This is a genomic window from Neobacillus sp. SAB-20_R2A (assembly GCF_049568635.1).
Taxonomy (GTDB): domain Bacteria; phylum Bacillota; class Bacilli; order Bacillales; family Cytobacillaceae; genus Neobacillus; species Neobacillus citreus.
In genome coordinates, this window is the sequence record NZ_CP145895.1 from 4,724,957 (window position 1) to 4,740,899 (window position 15,943).

Consider the following 15,943-nt stretch of genomic DNA (forward strand, 5'->3'; position numbering starts at 1 on the left):
GTTGCGCAGGTTCGGACACTTCCTCCTCTTTTGCAGTCGATTTTGTCCGAAGGTTGCGCAGGTTCGGACACTTCCTGGATGAAAATGTCCTCATAAAGAAGCACACTTACCAGGTGGAGAAAATGTGTGTTGCAATACTTTAGGTTAGTTGCCTCCCTGTTGATTGGAGCGGAGGGCACTCGACTCCTCGAAAATGCTATCGCATTTCCTTCGTGCGTGGGCCGATTCAAGGGAGATTTTCAGTGTCCTGCGGGATAGAGAGGTCACTGGAGACCCCGCAGGCGCCATAGCGCTGAGGAAGCTCCAGGACCTCCCCGCGGAAAGCGAGTGCCAGGAGCGGAAATCAACAGGCCTGTTTGCAGGGGTTAGACAAAATAAAAAAGGCGGATATTTAACCGCCTTTTTTACTATTCCCTTGTTGATTGACGATGTTCAATTCGATGTGGAAGAACCACTTTTTGTTCACTTACTTTTTCTTTGTTCATTAATTTGGTTAACAAGCGCATTGCAACAGCCCCAATATCATAAAGAGGTTGAACAATCGTCGTAAGCTGCGGACGAACCATCAGCGACAGTCTCGTATTGTCAGAAGTAATAACCTCAAAATCCTCTGGAATACTGTAGCCCTTATCCTCAGCACCATGGACGACGCCAAGTGCCATTTCATCCGCACCAACCAAAATGGCCGTTGGTTTTTCAGATAGTTCCAGCATTTTTTCAAATGCTTCAATTCCGGAATCGTACGTATAATCTCCTTCAATAATTAGCTCTTCATTAAAAGGGATATTTGCATCTTCCAAGGCTCTCTTATAGCCATTTAGCTTTTTAACGGTGATATCCGGTTCATAAAGCGGTCCAATAACAAAAGCAATATGTTTATGCCCTCTACCGATAAACTCTTTTACTGAATCGTAGGCAGCCTGTTCATAATCAATGTTAACAGAAGGAATTTTTTCAGATTCTTCGATAGATCCCGCTAGCACAACTGGAACTGGAGACCTTTCAAACTCATCGACATGCTCAGGAGTAATGTGTCCTCCCATGAAGACAATCCCGTCTACCTGTTTACCTAACATTGTGTTAAATAAATGTAGTTCCTTTTCTTTGTTTTGATCTGAATTACTTAAGATAATATTGTACTTATACATGGTGGCAATATCTTCAATCCCGCGTGCAAGCTCTGCAAAGAAGATATTGGAGATATCAGGGATGATAACTCCTACTGTAGTTGTTTTCTTACTTGCCAATCCTCTGGCAACCGCATTTGGACGGTATCCTAATCTTTCGATTACCTCTTGGACCTTTTTCCGCGTAACCGGCTTTACATTAGGATTCCCGTTAACAACACGGGATACTGTGGCCATGGAAACATTCGCTTCACGAGCTACGTCATAAATTGTAATATTATTCACTTGTAACACTCTCCTAAAACGTACATTGTTTTCTTTATTTTATAGCATTTAGCTAAAATCTAGTCATTATTGCTTATGTGATAAAGTAAACAATCTTTAAGTATGTACTTATGATACGACAAGAAGAAAAAAGCCGCAATTATATTGTCAATATTTTTTTAAAAGCAGGAAAAAACCTCCTGCTATCATGGCAGAAGGTTCTTGTTGATTATACTCTTACAAAGTTGGATGCAAGGAGTTCATTGTAGAAGTGATCAAATTGCTCAAGGTTCATTTGCTGCTGTGCATCAGAAAGTGCTACAGCAGGGTCTGGGTGTACTTCAGCCATAACGCCGTCTGCCCCAATTGCAATTGCAGCCTTCGCGCATGGAAGCAGTAAATCTCTTCTTCCAGTTGAGTGAGTAACATCTACCATAACCGGTAAATGTGTTTCTTGCTTTAATATAGGAACAGCGGAAATGTCTAAGGTATTTCTAGTTGCCTTCTCATAGGTCCGAATTCCACGCTCGCAAAGGATAATTTGTCCATTTCCTTGCGCCATGATATATTCGGCAGCATTGATGAATTCCTCGATGGTTGCAGCTAACCCTCGCTTTAATAGAACAGGTTTATTCACTGCACCAGCAGCCTTTAATAATTCGAAGTTTTGCATATTACGTGCACCAATTTGGATAACATCGATGTAATCAATAGCCATTTCAATATCGGCAGGACTGACAATTTCACTAATGACGGCCATATCAAATTCATTTGCAACACGTTTTAATATTTTCAGTCCTTCTACACCTAATCCTTGGAAATCATATGGAGACGTTCTTGGCTTGTAAGCACCACCGCGCAAAAGCTTTAAGCCTTTTTCCTTCATAGCTTTAGCAACAGTTGCCACTTGCTCATAGGATTCAACCGCACATGGACCGAAGACAAAATGCTGCTTGCCATCGCCAATTTTTTCGCCTTTTAAGTCTACGATTGTATTTTCTGGCTGTTTCTTTCTTGAAACTAACAAAGCTTTCTTATGGTCGTCCTTTTGGAGGTCAAGCCCCGCTTTGAAAATTTCCTTAAACAGGTGATCAATTGTTGAATTTTCAAATGGACCATCATTATTCTCTTTAATTTTATCGAGCATCATTCTTTCACGGACTGGATCGAAGCGGAAAACGCCTTGACTTCCTTTTACCTGCCCGATCTCTTGGACGAGTCGAGCTCTTTCATTTATTAACCTCAACAATTCCAAGTTTAACTCATCTACACGGTCTCTTAACTGATCCAATTCATTATTGCCCATCTTTTCGTCCCCGTCCTTTCTTTTGTCGGCATTTATTCCTAAGTAAAGTTATCTTTTTTAAATAGGATTAAGTTTACTGCCTCACAATCAAAGATTTTTAAAAATTATAAACTTTTTTATAATTAGGGTTATTATAGCCGAAATAAATTTCTTTGTCATCACTTTTTTCTTTAACGATTAAACGCTTTTAAGCTTTTAAGTATTAAAGCATTTTTTGATATATATTAAAGTAATATATGTGTTTTTTGAAAAATGGTGACTGTTATGCGGCAATATGGAACTATTTTTTATTCCTGAACGGGAATAGCTTGTGCCAAAGAACGATTCGTTATTTTCCAGTGTGAAGCATTCCACGATGGTTTCCCATCAGCAAAAAGAATGGCTTGTGGAGATTCGTGCTTAATTTGAAATTGCTCAGCGATTTCGTTTGATAATGGGCGGGAATCTTGAACTGCCAAGTAATAAGTTGGGATATTTTCATGTTCATTCGAAAATTTCTCGTATTCTTTGTAGGCTGCTTGGCTGATTGGGCAAGTTAAGCTGTGCTTTAATAGATAAAATGAATTTTCGTTATTTAGTAATTCCGTAAACTCTTCAATTGAATCAATTTTTTTCAGCATAATTTTACCTCCAGATAATAATAAACGGTGAAGTAATTTTAACACTTCACCGTAATGTTTCACAAACTGTATGACTTATATTCCTTTTAAATCCTAACCTTGCTTTCTTCTTCCTCTAGTGCTTTTTGAGCTTCCTCTAATTTTTTTCGAATTTCATCGCTATTTGCAGAAGCTTTTGTTGATGCCGTTTTTTCGTTTGAACCTTGAATCGAAATATAGGTGGTTTCGGAATCCTCATGCTGCTCAAAAGTGGTATCTGTTTTCCCTTTCACTTTATTCATTAGATTAGAGGATTGCTGGGCAAGCCCCTGGGTAAGTGAGATAGTTTTGGACTTTACATTTTCCCTTAGCGGTGAAGATTTATCGAGAAGAGATCCCGTTTGGTCAGAAAGTGTGTGGCGAAATTCCTGGCCTTTTTTTGTACCTAGGAGCAGCGCCGCTGCAGCACCCGCCAGACCGCCAACGATAACGCCCAGCAGAAAACTGCTGCTGCCAGATTCGTCGCTTCGAACTTGATTGGTTTCACGTGATTCATACTCTCTTTTTGTCATAATCCCTTCACTCCTCTTTTTTAATGTGAACGTTCCTTTTGCCTTTCATAAATGGTTTCTTCATTTTTGGCTTCCTTACGCGCCTGCCACATGTCTTTTAATTCAAAAAATACATTGCTCCACTGAATAATTTGCGAAACTTTTTCCTTGCTCTCTTCGACTTGCTCATCAATCGTATTCGTAATATTCTTTAAGGTTCCATTAAATTTCCTGACTGAGGTTCCAACCTCTTTAACAGAATCGACGACACTATTTAAGCGCACTGATTTATCTTTCAAATCTTCGGCAAGGGCATTTGTTTTTTGTAAGAGCTGTGTTGTTTCACTTGTGACACCTTCAACTTGTTTTTCGAGTCCCTTTAAAGTGTCCGAAACACTCGTAAGGGTAATTTTCAGGGATTTAAGTGTCGCTGATAAATAGAAAACCAGCACTAAAAAAGCTACTGCAATCAAGGCTACGCTTATGTATAAAATCAAGATCATCATAAAACCTCCGATATATCCTATTAATTATGTATTACCGTTCAAACTATGGTTTAAACCTCGTTCATATCTTATACTACTTCCAGTGATTTGTCTTGTTTTCCTGCAATTTGTTAAAAAAAATTCCTTATATTATTGATATGAAAAAAGGATGCCGCACTTGGCGGAATCCTTTTCTTATTTAGCAATTTGTTTTTCATAAGATTCCTGGAATTTCTGAATGTCTCCAGCCCCCATAAAGAGGATGACACCATTATCATGGTTCCCTAATAAATATGTGGTCTCTTCAGTGAGAATTTCAGCACCAGGGATTTTTTCCTCAAGGTCGTGAATAGAAAGCTTTCCTTGTTTTTCACGAGCTGACCCAAAAATTTCACACAAATAAGTTTTATCCGCCAGCCTTAGGCTCTCAGCAAAATCTTCTAAAAAGGCCTGCGTCCTTGTAAAGGTATGCGGCTGGAACACGGCCACAATTTCACGATCAGGATATTTTTGCATGGCTGCATCGATGGTTGCTTTGATTTCTGTCGGATGGTGGGCATAATCGTCAATTAAAATTTGGCTGCCCATCCTTTTTTCCGTAAATCTTCGCTTAACTCCCTGGAAGGTCGTTAAAAGTTCTTTCACTACTTCCACATTAATATCTTCATAATGGCAAACGCCAATGACAGCTAGAGCATTTAGAACACTATGGTCACCGAATGTTGGAATGGAAAAGGTGTCATAATACGTATTGCGAATAAATACATCAAAGCTTGTTCCTTCTGTCGTTTTCACAATATTTGCGGCCTGATAATCATTTTCCTCCGCAAATCCATAAAACAAGACAGGAACCTTAGCCTGAATTTTTTGAAGCTGCTCATCATCACCATAAGCAAATATCCCTTTTTTCACTTGGAAGGCCAACTCCTGAAAAGCCGAAAAAACATCATCGATATTGGCAAAATAATCAGGATGATCAAAGTCAATATTAGTCATTATGGCATAATCAGGGAAGTAGGAAAGAAAATGCCGTCTATACTCACATGCCTCAAAAACAAAATACTCCGCACCTTCTTCTCCTTTACCGGTACCGTCACCAATTAAAAAGGAAGTAGGCTTCGCGCCTGCAATTACATGCGAAAGCAGACCCGTGGTGGATGTTTTGCCATGGGCACCTGTGATGGCTATGCTAGTGAAATTTTGCATAAAGTCGCCTAAAAAGCGATGGTAACGTATAATAGGAAGCCCTAGTTTCATGGCCTCTTGAATTTCCTCATGCGTATCAGGAAATGCGTTCCCGGCAATGATTGTCATCCCTGGCTCGATATTTTCTTTTTGGAACGGGAGTATTTTAATCCCCGATTGTTCAAGGGCCAGTTGAGTAAAAAAGCGCTTTTCGACATCGGAGCCTTGGACCTGAAATTTCATATCGTGGAGCACTTGTGCAAGTGCGCTCATACCAGACCCCTTTATACCGACAAAATGGTAAATTGTCATAGAAGAACCTCCAACCAACGTCTATCTGTAAAACAGTATATGACATCTGTCTGTATTTGCTAATCTGAAAAAGCAGGGAGAATGGCACACCTGCTTTTCCTGAACATATTTCAATATTATATCACTGTTTATCCGTAAAAACTATTTTCGAACCCGAATTGCTCCAATGGTACTATTCGCTAATCAGAATTTACTGTTGTAAATTTGAACGCATAAGTTCAACTACCACTCATGACTCGTCCTATCGGACTCGCCAATCACTGAGTTTTCATTTCGCTAATCAGAATTTACTATCGTAAATTCTGAACGCATAAATTCAACTACACCTCTGTCTTCGTCCTATCGGACTCGCCAATCGCTGAGTTTTCATTTATTATTTGTCTATATTTACATATTTAGACTTGCATCCTGGATGGATTCCAAATCCGCTTCGTTGATTAACACTTCCCGCGGCTTGCTTCCGTTTGCACCTGAAATATAACCCTGCTGCTCCAGCATATCCATTAAGCGTGCAGCCCGGTTATAGCCAATTTTAAAGCGGCGCTGCAGGCTGGAAGTTGAGGCTGCTCCTTGTTCGATGATAAATTCACAGGCATCATAAAACAACTCGTCCTCCTCCTCCGTTATTTGGGCCTTTTTTAAAAGTTCTTCCTGCACAAATAAATATTCCGGCTCACGCTGTTCTCTAACATGGGCGACAACCACATCAATTTCTTCATCGGTTACAAATGTGCCCTGCAAGCGGACCGGCTTTGATGAACCATTTTCCAAAAAGAGCATATCGCCGCGGCCAAGCAGCTTTTCAGCACCGCTGATATCAATGATGGTACGCGAATCCACTTGGGATGAGACCGAAAAGGCAATCCTTGTTGGGACGTTTGCTTTTATTAAACCAGTGATGACATCCACAGACGGCCGTTGCGTTGCGATAATTAAATGGATACCGCACGCTCTTGCCTTTTGGGCTATCCGGCAAATGGCTTCCTCTACATCAGCCGGTGACATCATCATTAAATCAGCCAGCTCATCAATAATAATGACGATATATGGGAGCTTGTCGGAATATCTTTTATGCTCCATAGCCAGTTCATTAAAGCGGCTGATATCGCGGACGCCGGTATGGGCAAATAGCTCATAGCGTCGTTCCATTTCATCGACTGCCCATTTTAACGCAGCGGTTGCTGCCTTAACATCGGTAATAACCGGGCTGACCAGGTGAGGAATCCGATTATATGGTGCAAGCTCCACCATTTTCGGGTCAATTAGCATGAGCTTAACATCTTCAGGTCTGGCTTTATATAATAAGCTAACTAAAATCGAATTAATGCAGACACTTTTTCCGGATCCTGTTGCCCCGGCAATCAGACCGTGGGGCATTTTCTTTAAATCTGTCACAATCGGCTTGCCGGCAATATCGAGGCCAAGCACCACCGTTAACGGGGATGCTGTATCACTGAAAACGCCGCTGCCGATAATTTCGCTGATTCTCACCGGCCTTGATTGTTGGTTCGGCACTTCAATTCCAATCGTGTGTTTCCCCGGAATTGGTGCTTCAATCCGGATATCCCTGGCAGCAAGGCTTAATTTGATATCATCGCTTAGATTGGTAATCTTGTTCACTTTGACACCAGGTTCAGGCTGTACTTCAAAACGGGTCACAGACGGACCTTGCGTTACATTTACCACATTTGCGCCAACATTAAAGTTTTGCAAGGCTTGGTTTAGCAATTCCTCTTGATAAAGCATCCATTTTGTATCGATAATTTCGGAAACCGGGGGATGGAGCAAATCCGCCATTGGGAATTGATATTCGCCTGCTGCGGCAATCTCTTGGATATGGTGGTCTTTTTGCTCTTCATGACGGCTATTGGTTTCAACGATTATTTCTTTTTGCTGTGTATTATCTGATTCCTGCTTTTGCGGTTCCTCTTTCACTTTAAGCAGGCTGTTGTTTTCCACGACTTGCTCTTGTTGAGAAGCGGCAATTAAAGCCTGCTTTTGCCGTTCTTCGTCGAGTCTTCTTTTCTTTACTTCCCATTTTTCCCGATCCTGCTTTAACATCATGACGTTGAAAGGAAGATGAGAACGCTTAGGCTTAGGAGGTTCAGATTCCTCGAATTGGTCCTCTTCGATACGAAGTGGTAATTCGGATTCCTCGTTTTGGTTATCTTCAATACGAAGTGGTGGTTTGGATTCATCGCTCTGGTTATCTTCAACACCTAGTGGTATCGTGGATTCCTGGATACGAAGTAGCAGTTCACCAACCTTGCCTTCAGGTTCTTGAACATCTTCAATCAGAACAGAGCTGTTATCTGTCTCTTCGGAGTATGTATTGTCCACTGGAGTGACTTCATCAAGGGCCACATTCTCTTTAATTTCAGTTTCTGTTTCCAAACTCTTATGGACAAAATTTGATATTGTCATTGTGGGATTTTCTTCCGTCAGCAGCGGAGCGGACTGGCTTAATTTTTCTTCCTCGAAAAAATGACATAATTCATGTTCAACTACCGAGTCTGTTTTTCTCGGCCGATTGAACCCAAATACTGGGGAAGGAATTTCGGTTGGGTGAAACGGCCCCCGGGCTTTTTTTAACGGTTCTTTTTTTGCCTTAATTGGTTCTTTTTGAATTACTTTTTGCCGTTCTTTAACCGTTTGTGGGAGATTCTCTGTCTCTCTTCCAATTTTCTTTTTCCGCCGCTTTCCTTCTAGGGGTTTTATTGATTCCAAAGGTAAGGGTGCCTTTAATTTGTTTTTTGGATATTGATAAGAAACTCTTGCATCCAAATCCTTAGTGCTTTCACTTTGAAAAGCAAATGAAGGAACTTCCGATTTATCATTATGTAAGGGCTGCTTGTCAAATTCCCCTTCCTCATCTTTTTTTAATTTTTGAAAAAAGTTTTGGATCCAGCTCAAAACTATCACTCTTTCTATTTCACTTCTTGTCACTCTATTTTATCAGCATTTTTTATTTTTTCGACACTATTCTTTAGAAACAGCCAAAATATATGAAATTTCGTTCTTGAGACACAGAAAAACAGGATCACCTTCATCAAGTGATCCCAGTTTATTATTTATTTTTCCCTAAAATAAATATCGGCTCTAATTCTCCATTTTCATATAAAAACGACAAGGCGGTGATAGGTACGCGGCCGCTTGCGAAAAAGCTCATCGCCATTTGTGCCATCACATCATAGCCTCTGTCATTGCGGATATCCGCGATAATTAAGACATCCTGATGGGGAACGGCCACTACCATTGTCCCGGTAATCCGTTTTTCCATATCAATCAGGAATCCCTTGTTTAAAATCCGGCTTGCATCATAGCCATCATTGGTGTTAAGGAAATAAAAAATATTTCCAGCGACATGATCCTCCTTTACAGATGTGGAAAGCGATCTTGCGTTAAATAAGGCAATTTCCTTAATCCGTGATGGATCCCATCCTTCTTTTTGCATAATGCGGGAATCAATTAATCGGTAGGTTTTCCCCATATCATAGGCATAATAGATTTTTGTTTCCGCAGTATGATCGTCAGTCAGGAAAGGAACCCCTTCTTCGGCTTCCTTCGGAAAAGAGGTCGAGCGGATAACCGGGAAGATTTTTTTCTCATGGTCGGTTAACTGGACGGTTTCCTCCATGGCCCGAAGCCCTTCTTCCACATAATAAACAACCTCGTCGATCGCTTTATCCTTCTCATCGTGCCATTTAGCCACAATCCCTGCTAGAGCAACCGTAATCCCTTTTCCAGTTCGTTTGCTTTCAATACGCAGCTGATCTTTATCACGATCATAGGTTACTACTCTATCTTCATTATCTAAACGCGATTCTAGTTCTCGCCTCATCTTTTTACTGTCCATTTTCATTTATATCCCTCCGATATTAAAAGGAGTAGTTTTCTTTTTTAGATAAAAAGGCTCCTTCTCCAAAAGGAGATGGAGCCTTGTGCTAATTTATTTTAAACCTGTAATAAATTTTTCGATTTCCTCTTGTGTTTTACGGTCTTTACTAACAAAGCGGCCCAGTTCTTTACCGTTTTCGAAGGCAATAAAACTTGGGATCCCGAAAACATCGAGCTGCTGGCATAAATCGATATATTGATCACGGTCTACATGGATAAAGGTATATTCCGTGAATTTGGACTCAATCTCTGGCAAGACTGGTTCAATAAACCGGCAGTCCCCACACCAATTAGCTGAGAACATAAAAATCGTTTTTCCCTGGTCACGCAATTGCTCAAATTGCTCCATGGACTCTAAATGTTTCATTATTAACGACCCCCGTATTGAAAGAATGTTTTTTCAATCATAACAATCCATCCGCTTGTCAGTCCAATAATATGCAATCGGACATCCCCTATTATCTTAACCAACCATGCCAAACAAAAAACGAAGGGATTACCTTCGTTTTTTTATTTGTATGTAACCGAATGGACTATTTGCGTCATTGCTTTCGCTTCTTCTTCAAGGCTTGAAGTTTTCACCTGAGTGGTTATTTTCGCGCCACCTACACCAACGGTCATTTCATTCATATCATCTTTTAGCTTTTTAATGGTCAAATAACCGAACATTTTATCGTCTGTAAATTTCTCATTTGTATCCAGTTTTTTATACTGTTCAACTGTCGTTTTATACACCACTTCACTGGAAGGGCCTTCTTGGGGATTCACAAACAAAATATAAGTTTTCGAGCCATTTTTTAAAATGATATTATTCGGTGTGGTGTCATTAATTTCATATCCGAACGGAAGGTAAAAATGAATTTTTTCACTTTTCTTCGAAGGCTTTTTTGCCTTCTCATGAAACGTTGTATTCACAGTTTTAATAGTTGCTTTACTTTCCTCTTTATATGATGCATTTCCACATGCAGTTAATAATCCCAGCGATATTATGAAGATCGTTATGATTTTAAAGAGTCTCAGACTGCTCTCCCCCTTATAAAAACAATATTCTATCTCCATAATAACTGCCAGAATATTCAAATGACAAGACTTTGTCGAAAAATAGTGTCGAAAAATATACCTTATTTTACTTTTAATTTTTGCTGATAGGTAAATTGCCCTACTAAAAGCTTCATAACATGCGTAAACATCTCGGCCCGATTGACCATTCCATTCGTAAAGACCCCGACAGCACCTTCCTGCTTGCTGACGTTTTTCTTTTTCGCGTAATCCTCCATAACCGGGCCAAGCTCTTCACCAGCCCTTAACCTTACCGCCACTTCCTCAGGCAGTAAAAATCTTGCGCCGCCAGCTACAATCGGCTCCATATCGAGGGTGGCAAGCGCTCCCCAATTGCAAAGCAACAGTCCGTGACTAGTTTCATGGACGCCTCCCTCAAGTCCGATGCCGATATCGCCAATTCCTTGTTCAAGCGCGCCTTTTGCCCTGTTGATCGCCCCTGTTATTGTTTCTTCGTCGGAGAAGGGCTGCTCGCTAACCCCTGATTGTACGTCTAAGGATATAAATTCTGCCTCCAGGTGTTGAAAGCTATTTTTGACCGCCGTAATTTTGGTAGGATTTTTTGATCCAATAATAATTTTCATGCTCGTTGCTCCTTTTTAGAAATACAGCAAAGGAGGCATGATGTGACATCACGCCCCCGCTAAATTAGCTGTTTGATTTAATTGTTTCCACAGTTGTTTTGTCACATGCCTTTACTAGCTTAACCAATAATTCCTTAGCCGCTGCGTAGTCATCGACATGGACGATGGAGGCGTGGGTATGGATGTAACGGGAGCAAATTCCGATAACAGCGCTTGGTACCCCTTCATTTGACAGGTGAACACGGCCGGCATCTGTTCCACCTTGTGAAACAAAGTATTGATACGGAATCTTGTGCGTCTCGGCCATATCGAGAACAAATTCCCTCATCCCGCGGTGTGTTACCATTGACTTATCAAGGATACGCAATAATGTTCCCTTGCCCAATTGACCAAATTCATTTTTATCCCCAGTCATATCATTGGCCGGGCTGGCATCAAGCGCAAAGAAGAGATCCGGCTTAATCATGTTAGAGGCAGTCTGAGCACCGCGCAGTCCTACTTCCTCTTGAACCGTTGCCCCCGAATAAAGAATATTAGGCAATGTTTCATCTTTTAGCTCCTGAAGCAGTTCAATCGCCAAACCGCAGCCATAGCGGTTGTCCCATGCCTTCGCTAAAATTTTCTTTTCATTTGCCATTGGAGTGAACGGACAAATCGGCAGGATGGCCTGCCCTGGCTTAATGCCGATTCTTTCAGCGTCTTCACGGTTATCCGCCCCAATATCAATCAGCATATTCTTAATTTCCATCGGTTTGTTTTTCTTTGATTCATCCAACAGATGCGGCGGGATGGATCCTACAACACCGATGACCGGCCCGTTTTTTGTCATGACTTGGACGCGCTGGGCGAGAAGTACCTGGCTCCACCAACCGCCAAGCGTCTGGAAACGGATCATTCCATTCTCGGTGATGGCCGTAACCATAAAACCAACTTCATCCATATGCCCTGCGACCATGATTGTTGGGCCGGCTTCATTCCCTCTTTTCACGCCGAAAACACTGCCAAGCTTATCCTGAACTATTTCATCGGCATATTGCGAAAGCTGTTCTTTCATAAATTTGCGGACTAAATGTTCATTACCGGGAGCCCCAGGCAGCTCGGTTAATGTTTGAAAAAGCTTCAAGGTTTGTTCATTCATATGTAGAAAACTCCTTTAGTCTTTTTATCTCATACTATGTATCATTTTTATTTTACAGAAGTTATAAACAGCTTTCCAATATTTCATTTTTCTATAGGTATTATTATCTTCTTATTTTAAAATACGATATACTGAAAGGAGAAAAATTTCTGGCATTTTTTTGAAGAAAAGGGGGCTTTGTGATGAACTGGAAGTCTTTTTTAATCGGAGTATCGGTTGGTATGGTTGGGGGATATGCGGCGAAACAGATTATTTCTCAAAAAACCAAGGTCTCACCTGAAAAGGTGTTAGAGCATGTGAAGGAACAATTTAAACAAAACGGACCAATCAATGGGTCCTGGATACATATGAAAGTGGAGCCTTATGAACAGCATCAGGTGCAATATCAAGTTTATAAGGGCGGTATCTCAAAAAATAATGATGGAAACAACGAACAATATGAATTTATCGCCGATGCCTTAACCGGAACGATTTTGGATATCCGAAAGCTATCTGAAAACTTGGTGTCTTAATGAAAAATAGCCGCATCTTAATGATACGGCTATTTTTCATTAAGCTTTAAACTTCCCTTTTAATGCTTTCCGCTATTTTATGATCCGGTCCCCACTTAACAGCCCGGTAAAATGCATCATGGTAAAAGGTAAACCAGGCATTTTTCTCGAGTGCATATGGAAGCCATTTTTCCTTCGCCCGGATGGAGTCCATTGGATAATCATCATAGGCCATTACCCATAGAGCATTTTGATGGGCGTGGGTAGCCATTAAGTCAGCCATGTGAATGGCTGTTTCGCCTCCATCCTCAATGATAAGGATCGAATGCCCGTTGCTGTGCCCTCCGGTGTGAAACATTTGAATTGGCCCAAAGCTCCACGTCTCCTCAAAGGTAACAACCTGCGTTTGCACCGCCTCCCAATTTTCCTTCCAGTATGTATTTTTTGAACGAATATTGGGTTGTCTCATTTCATCCCATTCAATCTTCGAAGCAATGATCTGGGCATTCGGAAATGTTGATACATACTCCCCGTTGACAAGCTTAGTCAAACCGCCTGCATGATCAAAGTGAAGATGGGTCATTAACACATAATCGATGTCTTTCGGAGTTAGGCCTATTTTTTCTAAAGAGGCTTCAAGTTCGGATTCCTTTGTGACGCCAAAGTTCCTTAATTGCTTTTCAGTCAACTTGCCGCTGCCAAGCCCCGACTCCACCAGCAGATTTTTTCCTTCAAATTGAATTAAGATTGGATCTGTTGGCAATTCAATTTGGTTATTCTCATTCGCCGGGTATTTTCTTGACCATAACGGTTTTGGGACCACACCAAACATGGCCCCGCCATCCAAATTCGTAACCCCTCCTGAAACCCAAGTCAAAGTAACAGTACCAATTTTTAATGATTGCATGTTTCCTCTCCTTCCCTTTTCTATAGTTTACCATTACCGGAATTGTATGAAAATTAAAAGAGGACAGTCTTTTTAAGACTGCCCCTTGGAATCGTTAGTATATTTCACTTCACAACGGTAAATCAGATTGCCCATTTCGGAAAATTTCTGTTCATACTCGGTCATGATATTTCCTTCAAAATCACTTTTGTGAAGATCTAGGCTAAGGAACTTTAATAACAAACCATATTCAGAAAAACTCATTAAGGAATACTCAAACAGACCTTGATTATCCGTTTTGAAATGAATCTCTCCGCCATCGACGAGGATATTCTCATAGGATTTAAGAAAATCCTTGTAGGTTAATCTTCTTTTTTCATGACGGGTCTTTGGCCATGGGTCGGAGAAATTCAAATAAACCCGATCCACATCATTCTTGGCGAAGTATTTTTCTAATTCCGCAGCATTGACATTAAGAAGCTTTACATTAGGCAATTCCGCTTCAATCAAGCGATCCAAAGCCGCCACAATCACGCTGTCATATAGCTCAATTCCCATATAATTAATGTCCGGATGGGCTTTAGCCATTTCAGTTATGAACCGCCCTTTGCCAGTGCCAACTTCTATATGAAGCGGGTTGTTATTTCCAAACACTTCATCCCATTTTCCTTTGTTTAATTCCGGATTTGGGACTGCATATTGCGGATACTCCTCTATTTTATCCTTTGCCCAAGGCTTATTTCTGAGTCTCATTTATTTGCCACTCCTAAAAAATATTATCGTTTAATACATAGCATGCTCATTTTTGTCTTGCAAGTAAAACCGTGATGCTGGTGTGAATAAATAAAAAAAGAATTCACAACCTAACTGTGAATTCTTTTTTCATTCCCACTTGAAAGGGTGTGCTTTTTATGCCATTAAGTCATCATGACCAAGTAACCTTGCTCAAAGATATATTAAGCAATCATCAAACAGATTGCTGCGGGTCCGTTGCCGAATGTGAACAATTGGAACGATTAATCAAATCCTTGATGGTAAACACTCAGGTTGATCAAAATGTCAAATCTATCTTACAGGAAGTTTACCATTACAGCCAGGCAGGAGCGCAAACCGCAGATTTAGACGGGCATATTACAGCCCATCAAGAAAACCTGTCACAATGGGTAGATGATATTGGGCAATTTTCTTAAAGTATGTCCCTTAAGAATTGAATCCACTTATTCATCTCATCCATACGATGTTTATTTTTATAAAATTGGATCGAAGATAGGGTCTGCAATGCCACATACCATTGCATTCTAAGTTTCAAATCATCGGTTAAGTTTTCCCCGTACATTTTCAGCCAATCCTGCCAATTTTCTTCAGGAATGTACCAATAAAGGAGCATTCCTAAGTCAATGGCAGGGTCCGCAATCATCGCCCCATCCCAATCAATGAGGTACAACTGATTGTCATCAGTCCAAAGCCAGTTATTATGATTGACGTCACCGTGGCAAACGACCTTTTCCTCACAATAAACGTTTTTCGCCTCTTTTTTTAAAAAGCTGAGTGTTTCTTGAACTTCCGGAAGGATAAATAGCTCTTCATCCAATCCAGAGACCACCGATTGAAAGATTGTTTCAGGCTGCAATGGTGATTTTTCCAGTCTGCTCAGCATTCCAAGCATAGGCTCAGAACGATGAATTTTCTTTAGAAGTTTGGCAACAACCTCTTGATTCATTTCCGTCGATTTCAGTTCCCTACCTTCAAGCCATTGCTGGGCTGTAATGACATCTCCATTTTCCAATCGTTTTGTCCAAACAAGCTTTGGGACAATTCCCTCTGCCGAAAGTACTGCAAGGAATGGAGACGAATTTCGCTTCAAAAAAAGCCGTTGGTCTTCATGCCTCGCATAAAAGGCCTCTCCGGTGGCCCCGCCGGCAGGAATAATTTCCCACTCTTGTCCTAATATATGTTCCAAAACTGTTCACCTTCAACTTATGCCGTTCTTTGAGGTTGGGGCCCTCATCTAAATCAGAAGTAAAACCAAGACGTGCGAAGGTTTTACGAATTGTTTTAT

The 15,943-nt window shown here is 40.8% G+C and carries 17 protein-coding genes; 2 read left to right on the forward strand and 15 right to left on the reverse strand.

The features are described from left to right. Positions 1 to 407 precede the first annotated feature (407 nt). The 12 genes from ccpA to V5M37_RS23255 all read right to left on the reverse strand — a co-directional run bounded on the left by ccpA (position 408) and on the right by V5M37_RS23255 (position 12,507). The gene (ccpA, locus tag V5M37_RS23200) at positions 408 to 1,412 is read right to left on the reverse strand and encodes a catabolite control protein A (protein ID WP_213144585.1); all 1,005 of its coding nucleotides are present in this window, start codon (positions 1,410 to 1,412) and stop codon (positions 408 to 410) included. Between the two features lie 208 nt (positions 1,413 to 1,620). Beyond that, positions 1,621 to 2,697 carry a bifunctional 3-deoxy-7-phosphoheptulonate synthase/chorismate mutase gene (locus V5M37_RS23205; RefSeq protein WP_213144584.1) on the reverse strand — a complete coding sequence of 359 codons (1,077 nt, stop codon included), beginning with the start codon at positions 2,695 to 2,697 and terminating at the stop codon, positions 1,621 to 1,623. A 287-nt stretch (positions 2,698 to 2,984) separates the two neighbouring features. Next, complete coding sequence (gene ytxJ / locus V5M37_RS23210; protein ID WP_213144583.1) at positions 2,985 to 3,317, reverse strand: bacillithiol system redox-active protein YtxJ; 333 nt, start codon at positions 3,315 to 3,317, stop codon at positions 2,985 to 2,987. Between the two features lie 86 nt (positions 3,318 to 3,403). Continuing rightward, positions 3,404 to 3,868: a YtxH domain-containing protein gene (locus V5M37_RS23215; protein WP_213144582.1), complete on the reverse strand. Its 465-nt coding sequence runs from the start codon at positions 3,866 to 3,868 to the stop codon at positions 3,404 to 3,406. Between the two features lie 20 nt (positions 3,869 to 3,888). Then, entirely contained in the window at positions 3,889 to 4,350 is a 462-nt protein-coding gene (locus tag V5M37_RS23220; RefSeq protein WP_423799325.1) for a DUF948 domain-containing protein, read from the reverse strand. 177 nt (positions 4,351 to 4,527) lie between these two features. Then, complete coding sequence (gene murC, locus V5M37_RS23225; RefSeq protein WP_423799326.1) at positions 4,528 to 5,829, reverse strand: UDP-N-acetylmuramate--L-alanine ligase; 1,302 nt, start codon at positions 5,827 to 5,829, stop codon at positions 4,528 to 4,530. A gap of 387 nt (positions 5,830 to 6,216) precedes the next feature. After that, positions 6,217 to 8,751, reverse strand: coding sequence for a DNA translocase FtsK (locus V5M37_RS23230; RefSeq protein ID WP_423799327.1), 2,535 nt, complete (start codon positions 8,749 to 8,751; stop codon positions 6,217 to 6,219). Positions 8,752 to 8,896: 145 nt separating this feature from the next. Next, positions 8,897 to 9,691, reverse strand: a complete 795-nt coding sequence (locus V5M37_RS23235) for a DUF1444 domain-containing protein (protein WP_423799328.1) — start codon at positions 9,689 to 9,691, stop codon at positions 8,897 to 8,899. Positions 9,692 to 9,778: 87 nt separating this feature from the next. Beyond that, positions 9,779 to 10,093 (reverse strand): thioredoxin family protein, encoded by a 315-nt coding sequence (locus V5M37_RS23240; protein WP_213119873.1) that lies wholly within the window; start codon positions 10,091 to 10,093, stop codon positions 9,779 to 9,781. 143 nt (positions 10,094 to 10,236) lie between these two features. Further along, complete coding sequence (locus V5M37_RS23245; RefSeq protein ID WP_423799329.1) at positions 10,237 to 10,806, reverse strand: hypothetical protein; 570 nt, start codon at positions 10,804 to 10,806, stop codon at positions 10,237 to 10,239. A 41-nt stretch (positions 10,807 to 10,847) separates the two neighbouring features. Continuing rightward, positions 10,848 to 11,369: a DUF84 family protein gene (locus V5M37_RS23250; protein ID WP_423799330.1), complete on the reverse strand. Its 522-nt coding sequence runs from the start codon at positions 11,367 to 11,369 to the stop codon at positions 10,848 to 10,850. A gap of 64 nt (positions 11,370 to 11,433) precedes the next feature. Beyond that, on the reverse strand, positions 11,434 to 12,507 hold the full coding sequence (locus V5M37_RS23255; RefSeq protein ID WP_213144577.1) for a M42 family metallopeptidase: 1,074 nt from the start codon (positions 12,505 to 12,507) through the stop codon (positions 11,434 to 11,436). 182 nt (positions 12,508 to 12,689) lie between these two features. On the opposite strand from V5M37_RS23255, the gene V5M37_RS23260 reads away from it, so the two are divergent. Then, positions 12,690 to 13,019, forward strand: coding sequence for a PepSY domain-containing protein (locus tag V5M37_RS23260; protein ID WP_423799331.1), 330 nt, complete (start codon positions 12,690 to 12,692; stop codon positions 13,017 to 13,019). 46 nt (positions 13,020 to 13,065) lie between these two features. On the opposite strand, the gene V5M37_RS23265 is transcribed toward V5M37_RS23260, so the two are convergent. Together V5M37_RS23265 and trmB are read right to left on the reverse strand one after the other, a co-directional pair. Continuing rightward, entirely contained in the window at positions 13,066 to 13,905 is an 840-nt protein-coding gene (locus V5M37_RS23265) for a YtnP family quorum-quenching lactonase (RefSeq protein ID WP_423799332.1), read from the reverse strand. 72 nt (positions 13,906 to 13,977) lie between these two features. Beyond that, positions 13,978 to 14,637, reverse strand: a complete 660-nt coding sequence (trmB, locus tag V5M37_RS23270) for a tRNA (guanosine(46)-N7)-methyltransferase TrmB (RefSeq protein WP_423799333.1) — start codon at positions 14,635 to 14,637, stop codon at positions 13,978 to 13,980. 158 nt (positions 14,638 to 14,795) lie between these two features. On the opposite strand from trmB, the gene V5M37_RS23275 reads away from it, so the two are divergent. Continuing rightward, the gene (locus tag V5M37_RS23275; protein WP_423799334.1) at positions 14,796 to 15,074 is read left to right on the forward strand and encodes a YtzH-like family protein; all 279 of its coding nucleotides are present in this window, start codon (positions 14,796 to 14,798) and stop codon (positions 15,072 to 15,074) included. Here the strand turns inward: V5M37_RS23275 and V5M37_RS23280 are convergent. Further along, positions 15,071 to 15,844, reverse strand: coding sequence for a phosphotransferase (locus V5M37_RS23280; protein ID WP_423799335.1), 774 nt, complete (start codon positions 15,842 to 15,844; stop codon positions 15,071 to 15,073). The two genes, V5M37_RS23275 and V5M37_RS23280, sit on opposite strands and share 4 nt — an antisense overlap. Positions 15,845 to 15,943: the final 99 nt, after the last annotated feature.

What these genes read in the sequence shown, in the direction of transcription:
- V5M37_RS23255 (WP_213144577.1), bottom strand. Translation starts at nt 12,507, where the DNA reads ATGAATGAACAAACCTTGAAGCTTTTTCAAACATTAACCGAGCTGCCT.
- V5M37_RS23240 (WP_213119873.1), bottom strand. Translation starts at nt 10,093, where the DNA reads ATGAAACATTTAGAGTCCATGGAGCAATTTGAGCAATTGCGTGACCAG.
- murC (WP_423799326.1), bottom strand. Translation starts at nt 5,829, where the DNA reads ATGACAATTTACCATTTTGTCGGTATAAAGGGGTCTGGTATGAGCGCA.
- V5M37_RS23205 (WP_213144584.1), bottom strand. Translation starts at nt 2,697, where the DNA reads ATGGGCAATAATGAATTGGATCAGTTAAGAGACCGTGTAGATGAGTTA.
- trmB (WP_423799333.1), bottom strand. Translation starts at nt 14,637, where the DNA reads ATGAGACTCAGAAATAAGCCTTGGGCAAAGGATAAAATAGAGGAGTAT.
- ytxJ (WP_213144583.1), bottom strand. Translation starts at nt 3,317, where the DNA reads ATGCTGAAAAAAATTGATTCAATTGAAGAGTTTACGGAATTACTAAAT.
- V5M37_RS23235 (WP_423799328.1), bottom strand. Translation starts at nt 9,691, where the DNA reads ATGAAAATGGACAGTAAAAAGATGAGGCGAGAACTAGAATCGCGTTTA.
- V5M37_RS23265 (WP_423799332.1), bottom strand. Translation starts at nt 13,905, where the DNA reads ATGCAATCATTAAAAATTGGTACTGTTACTTTGACTTGGGTTTCAGGA.
- V5M37_RS23215 (WP_213144582.1), bottom strand. Translation starts at nt 3,868, where the DNA reads ATGACAAAAAGAGAGTATGAATCACGTGAAACCAATCAAGTTCGAAGC.
- V5M37_RS23275 (WP_423799334.1), top strand. Translation starts at nt 14,796, where the DNA reads ATGCCATTAAGTCATCATGACCAAGTAACCTTGCTCAAAGATATATTA.
- V5M37_RS23220 (WP_423799325.1), bottom strand. Translation starts at nt 4,350, where the DNA reads ATGATCTTGATTTTATACATAAGCGTAGCCTTGATTGCAGTAGCTTTT.
- V5M37_RS23250 (WP_423799330.1), bottom strand. Translation starts at nt 11,369, where the DNA reads ATGAAAATTATTATTGGATCAAAAAATCCTACCAAAATTACGGCGGTC.
- V5M37_RS23260 (WP_423799331.1), top strand. Translation starts at nt 12,690, where the DNA reads ATGAACTGGAAGTCTTTTTTAATCGGAGTATCGGTTGGTATGGTTGGG.